The organism is Mesorhizobium sp. WSM3224, assembly GCF_000427725.1.
Taxonomy (GTDB): Bacteria; Pseudomonadota; Alphaproteobacteria; order Rhizobiales; family Rhizobiaceae; genus Mesorhizobium.
Map to the genome: position 1 here is coordinate 134,967 of NZ_ATYO01000003.1, position 14,500 is coordinate 149,466.

The 14,500-nt window shown below is 65.8% G+C and carries 12 protein-coding genes and 1 pseudogene; 4 read left to right on the forward strand and 9 right to left on the reverse strand.

The window, feature by feature from the left end; genetic code table 11:
• The first annotated feature begins 81 nt into the window (after positions 1-81).
• From YU3_RS0107425 to YU3_RS0107435, 3 genes are all read left to right on the forward strand, one after another.
• A complete protein-coding gene (locus YU3_RS0107425) occupies positions 82-1,674 on the forward strand; it encodes a peptidase M20 (RefSeq protein ID WP_027165646.1) in 1,593 nt (530 codons plus the stop codon).
• Between the two features lie 29 nt (positions 1,675-1,703).
• Complete coding sequence (locus YU3_RS0107430) at positions 1,704-2,636, forward strand: dimethylarginine dimethylaminohydrolase family protein (RefSeq protein ID WP_027165647.1); 933 nt, start codon at positions 1,704-1,706, stop codon at positions 2,634-2,636.
• Positions 2,637-2,806: 170 nt separating this feature from the next.
• Entirely contained in the window at positions 2,807-3,529 is a 723-nt protein-coding gene (locus YU3_RS0107435) for a 3-keto-5-aminohexanoate cleavage protein (protein WP_027165648.1), read from the forward strand.
• A gap of 91 nt (positions 3,530-3,620) precedes the next feature.
• On the opposite strand, the gene YU3_RS42090 is transcribed toward YU3_RS0107435, so the two are convergent.
• The 4 genes and pseudogenes from YU3_RS42090 to YU3_RS0107450 form a co-directional block, all read right to left on the reverse strand.
• A complete protein-coding gene (locus YU3_RS42090) occupies positions 3,621-4,217 on the reverse strand; it encodes a hypothetical protein (protein WP_280795540.1) in 597 nt (198 codons plus the stop codon).
• A gap of 92 nt (positions 4,218-4,309) precedes the next feature.
• Positions 4,310-4,579 (reverse strand): annotated as a pseudogene (locus tag YU3_RS42095) (adenosine deaminase); the annotation flags it as partial.
• Between the two features lie 165 nt (positions 4,580-4,744).
• A complete protein-coding gene (locus YU3_RS0107445) occupies positions 4,745-5,803 on the reverse strand; it encodes a Gfo/Idh/MocA family oxidoreductase (protein ID WP_027165649.1) in 1,059 nt (352 codons plus the stop codon).
• Positions 5,804-5,905: 102 nt separating this feature from the next.
• The gene (locus YU3_RS0107450) at positions 5,906-6,691 is read right to left on the reverse strand and encodes a ThuA domain-containing protein (protein ID WP_027165650.1); all 786 of its coding nucleotides are present in this window, start codon (positions 6,689-6,691) and stop codon (positions 5,906-5,908) included.
• Positions 6,692-6,888: 197 nt separating this feature from the next.
• Here YU3_RS0107450 and YU3_RS0107455 point away from each other — a divergent pair, with 197 nt between their 5' ends.
• A complete protein-coding gene (locus YU3_RS0107455; RefSeq protein ID WP_027165651.1) occupies positions 6,889-7,644 on the forward strand; it encodes a DUF4239 domain-containing protein in 756 nt (251 codons plus the stop codon).
• Positions 7,645-7,646: 2 nt separating this feature from the next.
• On the opposite strand, the gene YU3_RS0107460 is transcribed toward YU3_RS0107455, so the two are convergent.
• The 5 genes from YU3_RS0107460 to YU3_RS0107480 all read right to left on the reverse strand — a co-directional run bounded on the left by YU3_RS0107460 (position 7,647) and on the right by YU3_RS0107480 (position 14,299).
• A complete protein-coding gene (locus YU3_RS0107460) occupies positions 7,647-8,888 on the reverse strand; it encodes a glycosyltransferase (protein WP_027165652.1) in 1,242 nt (413 codons plus the stop codon).
• A gap of 247 nt (positions 8,889-9,135) precedes the next feature.
• Entirely contained in the window at positions 9,136-10,674 is a 1,539-nt protein-coding gene (locus tag YU3_RS0107465) for a DUF2778 domain-containing protein (protein ID WP_348631164.1), read from the reverse strand.
• A gap of 606 nt (positions 10,675-11,280) precedes the next feature.
• Entirely contained in the window at positions 11,281-12,516 is a 1,236-nt protein-coding gene (locus YU3_RS0107470; RefSeq protein ID WP_027165654.1) for an FAD-dependent oxidoreductase, read from the reverse strand.
• On the reverse strand, positions 12,516-13,235 hold the full coding sequence (locus tag YU3_RS0107475; protein ID WP_027165655.1) for a methyltransferase domain-containing protein: 720 nt from the start codon (positions 13,233-13,235) through the stop codon (positions 12,516-12,518). Before YU3_RS0107475 ends, YU3_RS0107470 begins: the two co-directional genes overlap by 1 nt.
• Positions 13,232-14,299 carry a type III polyketide synthase gene (locus YU3_RS0107480; RefSeq protein ID WP_027165656.1) on the reverse strand — a complete coding sequence of 356 codons (1,068 nt, stop codon included), beginning with the start codon at positions 14,297-14,299 and terminating at the stop codon, positions 13,232-13,234. Before YU3_RS0107480 ends, YU3_RS0107475 begins: the two co-directional genes overlap by 4 nt.
• Between the last annotated feature and the right edge of the window lie 201 nt (positions 14,300-14,500).

Here is a 14,500-nt window from a genome sequence, read left to right on the forward strand (position 1 = left end):
GGCCTCAGGTGAACCGAATTTGCACGAACTGGGAAAACATATCACTTTTTGATGAGCCGCTTCACTGCTTTTCTTGGACCCATGGAGAAACCGGTGACGAGTTCCGCGCAGGAAACCGCGCTTGCCTGCATCGACAGCATCCAGCCGCTGCTGTCGGCCTGGACGCGCACCATCTTCGATTTCGGCGAGACGGCCTGGCGCGAGTACCAGTCGGCGGCCTGGTATGTGGAGCGGCTGAAGCGCGAGGGCTTTTCGGTAGAGGAAGGTTCGGGCGGCATGCCGACCGCCTTCTGTGCCCACTGGACGAATGGCGACGGCCCGGTGATCGGCATGTATGGCGAATATGACGCCGTCCCCGGCAATTGCCAGGATGCCGCGACGGTGAAGCAGCCGCGTGCCGGGCTCAGCGTCGAGGCGGGCGGCCACACCGATCCGCATTCGGGCCTCGGCATCGGCAGCCTTGGCGGCCTTTTAGCCACCAAGGCGGCGATGCTGGAGCACGGCATCAAGGGCACGCTGCGCTTCACCGGCGAGCCGGCCGAGAAGGTGAGGGGCTCGAAACCGATCCATGCCGCCAAGGGCTATTATGACGGCCTTGCCGGCATGATCTCCTTCCACCCCTTCTACATGCTGCCGCTCTGCAACACCGCGCGCTGGGACACGCATTGCGGCGCCGCCTATGCGATGATCTACCGCTTCGTCTGCGACGAACCCGAAAATTGGGCGCGCGCCGGCGACGCGGCACCCATCCCGCAGGCGCATTCGGCGGTCCGGGCGCCGGGCGCCAATGACGCGCTGATGATGATGTACATGGCCTCCAAGGCGCTGCGCGATTCCATGCTGACGCATCAGGGCGGCTGGTCGATCAGCGAGGCGATCCTGACCGCGGGCCAGGCGACCGCCGACAATTTGCCGGCTGGCCTGGCCGAGATCCAGTACATGATCCGCGTGCCGACCATCGCCATGGCCGAGCAGGTGACCGCCGTGCTCGACCGCAACGCGGAAGCGGCGGCGAAGATGAGCGGCTGCCGCCACGAGCGCCATTGGGTCTCGAAGTCGCGGCCGGGGCTGGCCAACCACGCCATGGCCGACATTACCTATCAGGCGCTTTCGGCCGTCGGCGCGCCGCGCTGGGACGAGGCGGCGAAGACCATTGCCCGCGAAGTCCAGGTCAATGCCGGCGGCGAGGCGACCGAGAACCCGTTCATCGATGAGTTGGAGCGGCTGATTTCGCCGCGGGAGGCCGAGGCGATCCTACGCCGCGACCTGCCGCCGTCACAGGTGAATTCCACCTCTGACGACTACACCGACATGAGCTGGCACGCGCCGACCTCGCGCTTCTACGTCGCCCGCCCGGCGCTGCGTTCTGCCAACAGCCATGCCTATCCGGCCTGGGTGATGAATGCGCTGGGCGGTATTCCAGCCACCATCGATCCCATGGTCACCTGCGCCGCCAAGACGGTCGCACTGACGGCGCTGCGTCTGCTGGAAGACAAGGCCGCGCGCGATGCCGCCATGGACGAGTTCGTCGCCCGCACCGGTGGCGGCGTCGGCGGCTCGAACTGGATCGCGCCGCTCTGCGACTACGAACCGCCGATCCATTTCCGCTGGCCGGAATATGTCACCACGCCGCGCGGGCGCGACTGGTGGATACCGGCCGCGCCCGCCGCATGAACACGCAACATTAGCTCGAGGAGAACCCCATGACCGTCCATGACCGCATCGTCGCCGAGCCTTTCTCGCTGCAGCGCCGCAACCCCGCCGGTGGCACCAAGCCGCTGACCGCCTGGGGCTTCGCCAACGAAACCGACGTGCTGACCGACGTCCTGCTCGGCTCGCCCAATTTCCTGCGCCATCTCTCAACCAGCTCTCTGTCGAGAAAACATCTGCGCGAGGCGCCCTGCAACGTCCAGATCGCGCAGGCGCAGCACAAGGACCTCGTCGCCGCCTACGAGCATTTCGGCGTCAACATCCATTGGCACGAGCCGACGCCGGAACTGCCCATGCAGGTCTATTCGCGCGACTCCAGCGTCATGACGCCTTACGGCGCTTTCATCACCGCCATGGCCAACTGGTGGCGGCGCGGCGAAAACTATGCCGCGATCCGCACCTATGAGAAGCTCGGCATCCCGATCTACGACATGGTGACGGCCGGCACCTTCGAGGGCGGCGACTTCAACGTCATCGAAGAGGGCGTGGTGCTGATCGGCTGCGGCGGCGCCCGCACCCAGGAAGAGGGCGCGCGCCAGGTGCAGACCTGGTTCGACAAGGAAGGCTGGGAGACGCGTCTGGCCTTCATCGACGAATACTATGTCCATATCGACCTGATGGTGGTGCCGATCGCCGAAAAGCTCACCGCCGTCTGCCTCGCCTGCACCGAACCCGGCATCGTCGACTGGCTGAAGGGCAAGGGCCACGAGATCATCGACGTGCCCTTCCAGGACACGATGGCGCTTGGCTGCAACTTCATGTCGCTCGGCAAGGACAGGGTGATCGCGCCGACCTCCAGCAAGACGCTGATCGAGAAGCTGAAGGCGCAGGGCTTCGAGGTCGCGGCCGTCGACATGAGGGAGATCTCCAAGACCGGCGGCGGCATCCACTGCATGGCGCAGGCCCTGAAGCGCGTGCCGGCGTAACAGGCTTTCGAGGTTCGGCAATCGTCCGCGATGAACGCCATCCCTTTGGTCGGCAGGCCACGGGGATGGGTAGTTATCGCGTCGGCCTGTCAGGAGACTTCACCGCTCCGCTTCTGACCAATCCGATCCTGCGTTAGGCTTTCGCCGGCCGAAACAGGATTGCCGCAAAGATGATCGTCCAGGCCTGCATCAACGGCGCCCGCCCCGCCGATTTCCACCCCGCGCTGCCGCTCGACCCAGAGGCGATGGCGCGTGACGCCGAAGCGTCGATCGCAGCGGGTGCGGTCGAGCTGCATGTCCATGCGCGCGGCGCCGACGGCCGGGAAAGCCTGGCGCCGGAAGCGATGGACAGGACGGTCGCAGCACTCCGCCGCGCCTGCCCGGGCACGCTGATCGGCGTCTCCACCGGCGCTTGGATCGAGAAGGACGACCTTCGCACCCTGGTCGCCATCTCCGGATGGCGCGAGCTGCCCGACTATGCCTCGGTCAATCTCGGCGAGACGGCAGCACCCGTCGTCATGGAAAGCCTGCGCCAGCGCGGCATCGGCATCGAGGCGGGCCTGGCGTCGGTCGCGGACGCCGAGCGGCTGGTCGACCTCGACCATGGCGGCCGGGTGCTGCGCGTGCTGATCGAGATTTCCGAGCAGGCGCTGGACGAGGCCTTTGCCGTCGCCGACGGCATCGAGCAGGTGCTGCAGCGCGCCGGCATCCGCCGCTCCATCCTGCTGCATGGCGAGAACGCCACCGTGTGGCCCTTCGTCGAGCGCGCGGCCGCGCGGAAGTTTTCGACGCGGGTCGGGTTGGAGGACGGCAAGGAACTGCCGGACGGGAGTGTGGCGAATGGCAACGCCGCGCTGGTAGCGGCGGCTGTGGGGATTTATCGCACCGAGTAGATGCCTGGCCGCGTCGGCAGAACAGAGAGCGGGCGCCGTAGGCCGTAGAATGCCAACCTGCTTCTCCGAGACACCGAGAAGTCGAGCTTTGTCAGGCCCGCCAGACCATCAAATCCGCCAGTATCTGCGCCTTTAGCGCAGGATCGGCGTAGCTAGCATGCACTGACGTCGCGGCGAGCTGGCGGATGATTTCTCCGTCCCAGCCGAAGGTGTCCGCGCAGGCGGCGTAAGAGGCCTCGAGCGTCGTGTCGAGCAGCGCCGGATCGTCGGTGTTGATCGAGACAGGCACACCTGCCTTGCGCAGGGCGTCGATCGGATGTTCGGCAAGCGACCGATAGACGCCGAGCGCGACATTGGAGATCGGGCAGACACCAAGGGGAATCCGTCTCTGCGCAAGCAGCTCGACCAGAGCCGGCTCCTCGATAGCCCGCACACCATGGTCGATGCGGTCGGCGCCAAGCAATTCGATTGCATCGCGGACGCCCTCGGGGCCGCTCGACTCGCCGGCATGGACGGTCCGCCGCAATCCGGCCGCCGCGGCGCGGCGGAACGCCTCGGCGAAGCGCGGGCCGGTGCGGCCGGCGGCCGCTTCATTTCCGTCGATCGAGAGGGCAACGACGCGCGGGTGTCTGATCCTGCCCAGCAACTCCACCAGCTCGATCGCGTCTTCGGCCGACTGGGTGCGCAAGAGGCTGACGCAAAGCCCGACCGAGGGTATCCATCCTGCTCGGCAGCCGCGAAGCCTGCGTCGAACGCGTCGATCATCCCGGGGATGTTGCTGTGCCAGTGCTGCCAATGGGTCGGGTTGACGATGACGTCGGCGTAGCGCACGCCGCTTTTGGCCATTCGCCGCGAAAACTTATAGGCGGTGACGGCCAGTTGCTCACGGGTGCGGAAAACGCCGCATAGCCAGTCGAGCATCTCAAGGAAGCTCTTCAGGTCGTGCGCCTCGAAGAGCCTGTCGCGCGGCGCGCGTAGCGGAATGCCGGCCTCCTCGCAATTCCTGATCACGTCGTCGGCCTCGAAGCAGCCCTCGACGTGGATATGCACTTCTGCCTTCGGCAACGCGATGTAATCTGTCAATGAAGCCTCCCTCCCGAATTCGCGGCCACATCAAACCACGAAGCGGTCCGTCCACGCTTCAAGAAATCGTTGAAAGAATTGTGCGCGGAAACCGCCAATCTCCCCCGAATCCGGGAGACTAGCGCTCCGCCCTCACTGCGTATCCACGTTGGCCCTCAACTCCGCGCGCCTCTCATCCGACACCACGGCTAGGTCCAGCACCTTCTGCAAGCCCGCCGCGTGGCGGAAGTTCGGCTCGGTCTGCACGCCGCTGCCGACGGCCTCGGCGAAGCGCTGGTAGTTGGTCGGCACCGTGCCGGCATCGAGCTCTTCCCACTTGGCGTTCTCGACATTGCCGCCGACGCAGGCTTTCAGCGTCGAGCTATCGAGATTATGCACCACCTCGACGGCGCCCTTGTCGCCATGGATGCGCAGGCGCAGTTCGTTGATGTGGCCAGTCGCCCAGCGGCTGGCATGTACCACGCCGAAGGCGCCGTTGGCGAAGTCGAGCGTCATGGCGAAACTGTCATTGGCGTCGAGCTGGTAGTCGCCGATGCGGTTGCCCGGCGCCTTGTCGAAGGCGCGCAGCCGGCAGAACACATGGTCGATGTCGAGCGCCGCGCCATAGCTGGCGAAATCGAGGATGTGGATGCCGACATCGCCGAGCACACCGTTGGAGCCGTGGCCGCGCGACAGCCGCCACAGCCATTTCGGATCGGTGCGCCAGTCGCCCCAGAATTTCGATACCAGCCAGCTCTGCAGATAGGACGCCTCGACATGGCGCACCGTGCCGATCTCGCCGGCCTGCACCATCTGGCGCGCCTTCTGGAGTGCCGCCACATTGCGATAGGTGAGGTTGACCATGTTGACGATGCCCGCGGCTTCCGCGGCATCGGCCATCTCGTTGGCCTTGCCGAAATTTTCCGCCAGCGGCTTCTCGCACAGCACCGGCTTGCCGGCGGCGACCAGCGCCATGGTGGTCGGATGGTGGATGCGGTCTGGCGTGACATTGGCGACCGCGTCGAAATCGCCCCAGTCGAGCGCCGCCTCCAGCGAGGTGAAGCGCTTCGGGATCTTGTAGGCATCGGCGTATTCGCCGACGCGCGCCGGATCGACATCGACCGCGCCGACGATGTCGACGCCCTCGATGGCGCTGAAACGGCGGGCATGTTCTTGCGCCATCCAGCCGGTACCCAATATCAAAAGCCGCATTTTCTGCTCTCCGAGCGATTTGGTTCGATTCAATAATCGGAAACGAATGTGATCCAAGCGCTATTTCTGCGCAATCCCAGGCGAAAGAAGAGAGACGCTTTTTTAGCGGAAACCGGCCTCGCCATGCGCATGCAGCTTGCCGCCACGCTCCTCGATCGGCTCCAGCGCCTTCTCCACAGGCACGTTCGGCGCATCGAGGATGGCGGGCTTCGATCCCTGCGGGTTGTGCGCCCACTTCACGGCGTTGCGCAGCACTTTCTGGACCGTCGCATCGTGATAGGTCGGATAGGTCTCGTGTCCGGGGCGGAAGTAGAAGACATTGCCGGCGCCGCGCCGGTAGGTCAGCCCGGAGCGGAACACCTCGCCGCCCTGGAACCAGGAGATAAACACGGTTTCCAGAGGCTCCGGCACGGCGAACTGCTCGCCATACATCTCCTCGTTCTCGAGTTCGAAGAACTCGCCGACGCCTTCGGCGATCGGATGGCTGGGGCTCGTCACCCAGAGCCGCTCGCGCTCGCCGGCCTCGCGCCATTTCAGCGTGCAGGGCGTGCCCATCAGCCGTTTGAAGATCTTCGAGAAATGGCCGGAATGGAGCACGATCAGCCCCATGCCTTCCCAGACCCTTCGCGCCACGCGCTCGACCACCTCGTCGGCCACCGCGCCATGGTCCTTGTGGCCCCACCAGACCAGCACGTCGGTTTCGGCGAGGCGGGACTCAGGCAGGCCGTGCTCCGGCTGCTCCAGCGTCGCGGTCGAGGCGGAGATCGCCTTGTCCGTGTCCAGCGCCTTGGCGATGGTCGCATGCATGCCTTCCGGATAGATGCCGGCGACCACCTCGTTGGTCCGCTCATGGATATTCTCGCCCCAGACGACAGCGCGAATTGTCATGGATAGCCTCGTGAGTGATTGGGAGCCGCCCCGGCGATCATACATAAAGGCTTTGGACTGTATTGGAAGGTGCTTGCGGTGGCGAACTTTCGACTTCGTCATTCCAGGACCTGCGCTCCGCTTCGCGTCGCTCCGCCCTGGAATGACGAATTTGCGTCCCGGTTGGCAAGCGACCTTTCCCGTGCGCAATATTAGCGATGGGTGAAATGCTTGTAGGGATGATGATCTTTGCATGTCTGGCCGGGGCAGCGCTGGCCAGCCTGATGATCTACCCGCGTTTCCCCGAGCACCACCGCCAGGACGACACCGGCGCGGTGGTCAGGCTTGCCGCAAACCTGTTCGTGGTGATGTCCTCGCTGGTGCTCGGCCTGATGATCAACTCGGCCAAGAACACCTTCGAGACGATCGATCACAACGTCCACAATTTCGCGACGCAGCTGATCCTTCTCGACCGCTCGCTGCGCCTGTACGGACCGGAGACGGAAGGCGCGCGAGCCACGCTCACCGCCTATCTGCAGCGGCTGGTCGACGCCACCTCGCAGACCCAGAGGACGCCGGCGGTCGCCAACCGGCTGTCGGAACTGCTGCTCAACAAGGTCGGCGACCAGCTGGCGGAGCTGACGCCGCCGGAAGCCAAGCACGCCGCGACCCTGCAGACTGCGACGCAGCAGCTGCAGAAGGTCATCGAACAGCGCTGGGTGCTGGTCGGCCAGTCCGAAGGCGTCATCCCCGTGCCGCTGATCGCGCTGCTGGTGGCCTGGCTGACGCTGATCTTCGCCAGCTTCGGCTTCCGTGCGCCGCGCAACGCGACCATCGTCGGCACCTTCATCGTCTCAGGCGCGCTGGCGGCCGCGGCACTTTATCTGATCATGGATATGGACACGCCCTTCTCTGGACCGATCCAGGTTTCGCCAGCGCCGCTGCAACGGGCGCTGGCGGAACTGGAGCAGTGAGATCACGGCCGACTCAAAGCTTCAATCAGCCACTTCGCGGCCCTCTCGGCGCCATCGGCGCGAATTTCGCCCGCTACCTCGCGGGCGCGAGTCCGGACCGCCGGCGTCAGGGCAATCCCCAACGCTGCCGACAGTGAGTCCGCGCTCGGCACCGGGCCGTCATGCGCGGCGCCGATGCCAAGCTCGGAGGCGCGCTTGGCCCAATAGGGCTGGTCGCCGATCTGCGGCACGATCACTTGCGCCGCTCCCGCCCGCGCGGCAGCGGCGGTGGTGCCGGCGCCGCCGTGATGCATGGCGGCGGCGACGCGGCCGAACAGCGCCTGCTGGTTGACCTCGCCCACGGCGAAGCAGTCGCTGCGGTCGTCGATGAGGCCGAGCTCGGCCCAGCCACGGGCGACCACAGCACGGAGGCCCTTGGCGCGGACCGCTTCGATGGCCGCCTGGCCGGCCTCCCTGGCGACCGCGATCGAGCCGAAGCCGACATAGACCGGCGGCGGCCCGGCATCGAGGAACGCTTCGAGCCCGTCGGGGAGGGGCCGCTGGTCCGGCAGGATGAAGGCGCCGGTCTGCACGGCGTCGATCAGGTCCGAGGGCAGCCAGGGCCCCAGCGTCGGGTCGCAGGCGAGCAGGACGGTATCGCCATAGACATAGTCCCGGACATTTTGCACCGGGGTCAGTCGGAGCGACGCGCGATGGCCGTTGATCGCCTCGCCGAAAAGCGCGTTCTTGGTTCGGATGTCCATCTGCCACAGCAGCCGGTTATCGGTGATGCCGGGCGGCAGTGGGTGGCCTGGATATTCATGCGGCCGGTTGTGTGGCGACGGCAGCCAGACGGGGCAGAACGTGCCGAGCATGTAGCGCATGCCGTGTTGCTCCGCGACCAGCCGCGCCGCGGCGCAGGAAGGAAAGAGGCCGAATGCCACCACGGCATCGCAGCCCCCGGCGGCCGCAGTCAGCGCCTCATATTGCCTGGCGACGATCTCGGTCGCCTGGCTGGAAATGAGCCTGGCCCGGTCGTCGGGTGAAGCCGACCGTGACCGATTGATCATTTCCTTCGCCCATTCGCGTACCGGCGCGAAGGCCGGCACCAGCGGCACGCCGGCGCGGGCGAGCAGCGAGGCAAATTCCTCGTCGCCGGGCGCGCTCACCCTGGCCTCGACGCCGAGCGCCCGCAACGCCGCGCCCAGCGCCGCCAACGGCTCGACGTCGCCGCGCGAGCCGTAAGTCGATAACAAGATACGCATTCCATGCTCCGTTGTCGTTTTCCGGAGCAGCGTTGATACGCCATGGCGGGGGACTTGCCGCAAGCCCCGGCTGCGCCATATTTACCTTCTGGGAAGGGTCGTTATCGCTTCCCCTACGAGGGTTGCAATCGCCGCCCTGCCTTGAAGCGGCAACAGCCTGCCAAATACCGGGCGCGATGTGGGCGCCAAGAGCATCGGATCAGCAAGTGGGGATTAGCAAGTGCCGGCGACCAGGTCGCCGGCCGGCTTAACCCTGGCGGCCTTCCTGGGCGACCCGGGTGGGGGACTTTGTCAGGCGCGGGACCACGACCAGCCGCTTGATCTTGCCGTTTTTGTAGGCGGCAAGGAAGCGGTGGTAGTCCTTGAAGACGACGCAGCCATTGGATTCCGCACGCCCGCCGCGCAGCATGTAGGTGTGGGCAAGCAAGCCGTTGCGGCCATATTTGTTGCTGCCGCTGGCCGGCGTGAGCCTGATTGCCTCGACGCCGTGAAAGCGCGATTCACGCATCGACAGATTGTAGGTATCGGGCGGCGTTGGGCCGACATTCTTCTTGTTGACGAAGCGCGGCTGGTCGACCATCGAGCCCAGTCCCGAATGCGCTTCCAGTTTCGAGCCGTCAGGCATGTAAACGGTTCTCGCCGAAATATCGTAGACGGCGACGCCGTTGCCCGTCGAGGGTCCGTTGAACAGGTTGCGGAAAGCGTTGCCGAGCCCACCGCGCTCCGGCGTGTCCGGCTTGGCATAGGCGAGCATCTCGGACGCCTGCGCCTTGCGCTTGCCGGGCTTGGTTTCGGCCACCACAGGCTTCGAGCCCGGCACTCCCGGCAGGGTCTGGTTGCCGCTTCTCGGCGAGGCCGTCGTCGGCGCGCTTTGCGCGGTGTCGGCAGCGGCTGGCTGCGGTTTGGCCTTGGCGGCCTGCGGCTTCTCGATCTCGGCCTTCTGCGGCTTGGCCGCGTTCTGTTCGGGCGCCTCGGCGGCGCGCTCGAGCGTGGTTCGCGGGCGAAGGCCGGGCACGGCAATAGTGTCGGGCAAATCGTCCTGCGGCGGCAGGGAGGCGACCTGGTAGTCGCCGCCCGGGCCATTGTCCGAATTGCCGGCGGGATCGGGCGCATCGCTGTCTTCGAGCGCGACGGCCGTCGGAACATCCGCCATATCTTCCGGCGCTGCGTTGGCAAGCGCCAGCGCCAGTTCGGAAGCACCGGCGATTTCGGCCGGCTGCGACCCGAAGCGGGCTTCGATCGGGGCCTCCGGCTGCGCGCCGCCGAAGCGGCTCGCCGAGGGCAGGCTGGCAAGCAGGAACGGCGCGTTCTCGGCCCGGGCAAAGGCCTCGGCGAGCTTCTGCGGGGAAAGTGCCGCGCGCTTCACCACGCCGTCGAAACGGTCCGCGGCCCCGGCGGCTGAAGCCACCACCACGACCTTCTCATGCGCGACGCTGTCGGGCGCCGGCAGCTTGAGGCGCGCCGTCTTGCCATCGTGGATCTGGTCTTCACTCGTCGGTTTGTCGGCGGCCTTGCCGTCATGTCTGAAACTTGTTGCGAGGCTGAAGCAGCCGGCGTCGCAGCCACCGACGAGCGAGCCCGCCTTGTAGCCACCATTGGCGGCAAGGCGCGGCGCCCAGGCATTGGCGATCTGCCGGCGCTGGTCGCCAAGCGCGATGCTGCGCGGCGAAAGCAGGCCTTGCGGCAATCCGTTGGAAGCTGCGGTCAGCGAGGTGCTTACCGAATAGAGCCCCGCCAAGGTGGCGACGGACCATAGAGCCAGGGCGGCGCCGACAGCAGGCACCACGAACCAACGATGACCATACTTTTTCGAAGTTATCTCCCCATCAGGAGCGTCACCCCGGTTTCTCAAACGCAAAAACGCCATACGACCACTCTCAATCGGCATGCCGGTTTGCGGACCGGGCACCCGTCACGATCACAGTTCGCTGGTGCCCCCTGCACCTTCACGCGTCTGTTGCCGATTGATTCAAAAGATGGACAAAGTTGGTTAACCAATCCCTCCACCAATCGCCGATTTGGCGACGGTCCATACGAAAAAAGAGCCCTCCATGGTCTTCGCCACGGTAGAAATGCCCTTCCTCACCCGCTTTGCTGCCCGTTTTTGTAGCCCCTGTCAAGAAACCGTAAGGGCTAGAACCGCAGCAATCCGGGCCGCGTATAGAGTGATTAGGGTCGAAATGCGGCCTATAGCCTGGCGCGGAACAGGCCGGCCAGAGATGCAGTGGGACCAGCCGCCAAAGCCGACGGAACACATTGCAGCGCCGGGATCACCCCAAAAAAGTCACCTCCGCCAGAGGGCGGAGGCGACATGAAGACTAAAAATCATGCGTTGCGGAGTTCGCGGGTGGGGAATTTCAGATGCTCCCGGCTAGGCTAAGCGCGCGCCCTGTCAGCCAAAACCCGGCACCGCTCTCGTCTTGCCGCTGAGCCGCGCTCCCAAGGTCAGCGCCCGCGGAAAATTGCGGACAACCGCTCCCATCATGGCGGCGCCGCCGTGGCCAAGGGCGATGCGGGCAATGGCTTCAGCGGCGCGGACCCGGGTCGAGAACAATCCTCTCCAGGCCCTCTCGTAGCGTCTGCCGACCGCTCCGCGCCCCGCCTGACCGCCTGCCGCCGCAGAGAGTTCCAGGGCCAGAAGCCAACCGGATTGAAGCGCCATCGATATGCCCTCGGCGATGATCGGATGTGACTCGCCGGCGGCGTTGCCGACGCGGAAGATGTCCTTTTCGTAGCCGGCGCGGATGCCTGGCCGGATCGGGCCGGCGGCAAGCCACGAACCGTCGAGGCGGGCCTCCTCCAGCGCGTCTCGCGCGCCGCGGCATGTCGCCCTGAGATGACGCTCGACGATTTCGGCCGCCGAGACATGGCCACCGTGCTCGCGGGCATGCCTGCCCCGCAACCGGGCGAGCACATCGCGCCTTATGCAGCAGGAGATGGACATGCGGCCATGGTCGGCGAGCACCATGCCGCCATAGCCGCCGGGAAACGTCAGCAGCGGCATCAGGTCGGGCGGCAGCGTCGACCCGGTGAAATGCGCCTTGAAGCCGAGCAAGTCCCAGGGGCGGCTTTTCTTTTCGAGCTGACTCGGCAACGGCCCCGGTTCCCACGAGCCATGCGCGGCGACGATCACTGGTGCCCGCAGGATCGTCGCCTCGTCGCGGGAATTCCCGGCCCCTGCCTGGATCCGCACCGCTTGACAGGCGCCATCGCGGTCGATGGCGACGGCGCGGCCGGGCTGGAACACTTCCGCACCGGCCGATCGGGCCGCATCCAGCAGCAGCGAGTCCAGTACGTCGCGGCCAAGCGCCCGGCCAAAATCGTCTCTTGCCGCGGGCCCGAGCTTCGCGCCCGGCATCGGCGCCTCGACGCAGGTGTCGCCGCAAAAGAGACCAACCCGGCGGATTTCGGGGCCGGCCTCCGCCCGCCACGCATCGCCGACCCCCAGCCGGTCGAGGAGCGTGAGATTGCTGGCGGAGATGTATTCGCCGCATACTTTTCTGCGCGGAAACGCACTCTTTTCCACGATCGCGACGGCCCATCCGCGCTGGGCAAGCGCCAGGGCCGCCGACGTGCCCGCCGGGCCGGCGCCGATGACGATCGCATCGTGGGTAGAAGGCTGCTTCATCACGCACCCTCCGCCGATATCCGTGCCTCGCCGACGAATGCATGGGAGAAAGGACCGGCGCGCTGCTCTTCAAGCGGCCTGCCGCCAGCGGCGCTCCAGAGGTCGGAAAGCTCGCTGCCGCGGAAGCCGGCGCGGACGCTTTCCACCGCGTCATGCCGGGTGACGTCGTTGACGCCGATTGCCGGCAGAAGCCGGGCGGCGGCGAGCGCAAAGCCCGTCCTCAGTGGTTCCGTCGCCACGAGCAGCGGGGCCTTGCGCCGCAAAAGCGAAAACAGGCGCAGCAGCCCGGAATCGTCGAAATGATGCAGGAACAGGTTGACCGTGATCGCGTCGAAGGGCCTGCCATTCGCCATTTCCGCCCAGTCGAAGACGTCGGCGGTGATGGTTTCGACCGTCCATCCCAGTGCGGCGAAATCCGCCGAGAGCTTCGGCGTGACGAGACCGACGCGATCGAGCATCGTCAGCTCCACCTCGTGCCAATCCCTTGCCATGCGCCGCGCTACTTTCAACATGAAGGTGCCGTCGCCGGCGCCGATCTCAAGGATGCGGCCGGGCGCTTTGGCGATGAATTTCCTCATGAGCGACGTCATGATCGGCGCCTGGAACATCAGCGCGTTGATGCGGGCGAGATCGCGCCGCGAGTGGAGCGCCCGCGGATCGTCCGCGGCGAGGCGATCGAGGATTTCCGGGACGAGCGTCCTTCGATCGAGCGCGTTCATGAGACTGTCCTGAACAACATGGTCTCGGCCGTCAGTCCGGGTCCGAACGACATGCCGCAGCCGAGCAGTTCGCTCGGCGCCTTCAGCATCTCTTCCATCACGAACATGACCGTCGCCGACGACATGTTGCCGTATCGGCGCAGCACCTCGCGCGACGGCTGGAGCGCTGAGGGCGCGAGGTTCAGCGCCCTCTCGGTTGCGTCGAGAATGGTGCGTCCGCCGGGATGCACGGCCCAGAGGTCGATCGCGTCCGGTGGCCGGCCACCGAGGATGGCGTCCTGGTTGGCGCGCAGAGCCTCCTGGATCGCCGCCGGCACCTGACCGGAGAGAAACATGTCGAAGCCATCGTCGCCGATATCCCAGGTCATCAGCTCCCGCCGCTCGTCCGCGACGGCGCAGCGGAAGCTGTCGAGTTCGATGCCGGGCGGCTCCCCGGTGACGAGCGTCGCCGCGCAGCCATCGCCCCAAAGGCAGAAGGACAAAAGCTTCTCCAGTTCGGTGGTTTCTCTCAGATGCAGGGTGCAGATTTCGATATTGACCAGGAGGACCTTCGCCCGCGGGTCGGAGCGGACGATATGGCGGGCAAGCTTGAGGGCGTTGACCGCGGCGTAGCAGCCCATGAACCCGATCATCGTGCGTTCGATACCGTCTGGCAGCCCGCAGCGCGCTGCAAGGTCGAGGTCGATGCCCGGCGCGGAGAAACCGGTGCAGGTGGTGATGATGAGATGGGTGATGCGCGATGCCTCGTCGCCAAGCCGTAGTCCGTCGACGGCCTTTTGCGCCAGGGCGGGTGCCGCTTGGCTGAACATCGCCATCCTGGCGGCCGTTCCGGGAAACGCGCCGCGGCGGAATATCCCGGCAAGGTCGGCCGACGGCCCTTCGGGATCGAGAGCCGGCGCAAAGCAGGAAAAGCGGTGCTCGATGCCAGTAAGGCCGGCCATGCGCTCGAAAATCCTGCGGCGGTCGGCGGCCAGCATGGAAGCCTCGTAGCGCAGGTAGAACTGATGAACTTCATGCTCCGGAACCGCTGTCGCGATCCGGTTGATATAAGCTTTGGCGGACATGTACTGTCTCCCTTGGCCTCGGGCGCGGTACGCGCTGTTGCCGGAAGGGTTCCTTGCTCATGAGCGTCCTTGTCGGGCGCCTGGCTTTGAGCGTTGCCTGTTCGATAAACGTTTCGGAAAACCTGTTTCTTCCTGGCGCGTGATCCGAGCCTAAAGGTTCGCAAGGGATGATAGGAAAATCAAAGCGTTAAAGCCTTTTCC

What these genes read in the sequence shown, in the direction of transcription:
- YU3_RS0107425 (WP_027165646.1), top strand. Translation starts at nt 82, where the DNA reads ATGGAGAAACCGGTGACGAGTTCCGCGCAGGAAACCGCGCTTGCCTGC.
- YU3_RS0107480 (WP_027165656.1), bottom strand. Translation starts at nt 14,299, where the DNA reads ATGTCCGCCAAAGCTTATATCAACCGGATCGCGACAGCGGTTCCGGAG.
- YU3_RS0107460 (WP_027165652.1), bottom strand. Translation starts at nt 8,888, where the DNA reads ATGCGTATCTTGTTATCGACTTACGGCTCGCGCGGCGACGTCGAGCCG.
- YU3_RS0107475 (WP_027165655.1), bottom strand. Translation starts at nt 13,235, where the DNA reads ATGAACGCGCTCGATCGAAGGACGCTCGTCCCGGAAATCCTCGATCGC.
- YU3_RS0107435 (WP_027165648.1), top strand. Translation starts at nt 2,807, where the DNA reads ATGATCGTCCAGGCCTGCATCAACGGCGCCCGCCCCGCCGATTTCCAC.
- YU3_RS0107450 (WP_027165650.1), bottom strand. Translation starts at nt 6,691, where the DNA reads ATGACAATTCGCGCTGTCGTCTGGGGCGAGAATATCCATGAGCGGACC.
- YU3_RS0107455 (WP_027165651.1), top strand. Translation starts at nt 6,889, where the DNA reads ATGGGTGAAATGCTTGTAGGGATGATGATCTTTGCATGTCTGGCCGGG.
- YU3_RS0107430 (WP_027165647.1), top strand. Translation starts at nt 1,704, where the DNA reads ATGACCGTCCATGACCGCATCGTCGCCGAGCCTTTCTCGCTGCAGCGC.
- YU3_RS0107445 (WP_027165649.1), bottom strand. Translation starts at nt 5,803, where the DNA reads ATGCGGCTTTTGATATTGGGTACCGGCTGGATGGCGCAAGAACATGCC.
- YU3_RS0107470 (WP_027165654.1), bottom strand. Translation starts at nt 12,516, where the DNA reads ATGAAGCAGCCTTCTACCCACGATGCGATCGTCATCGGCGCCGGCCCG.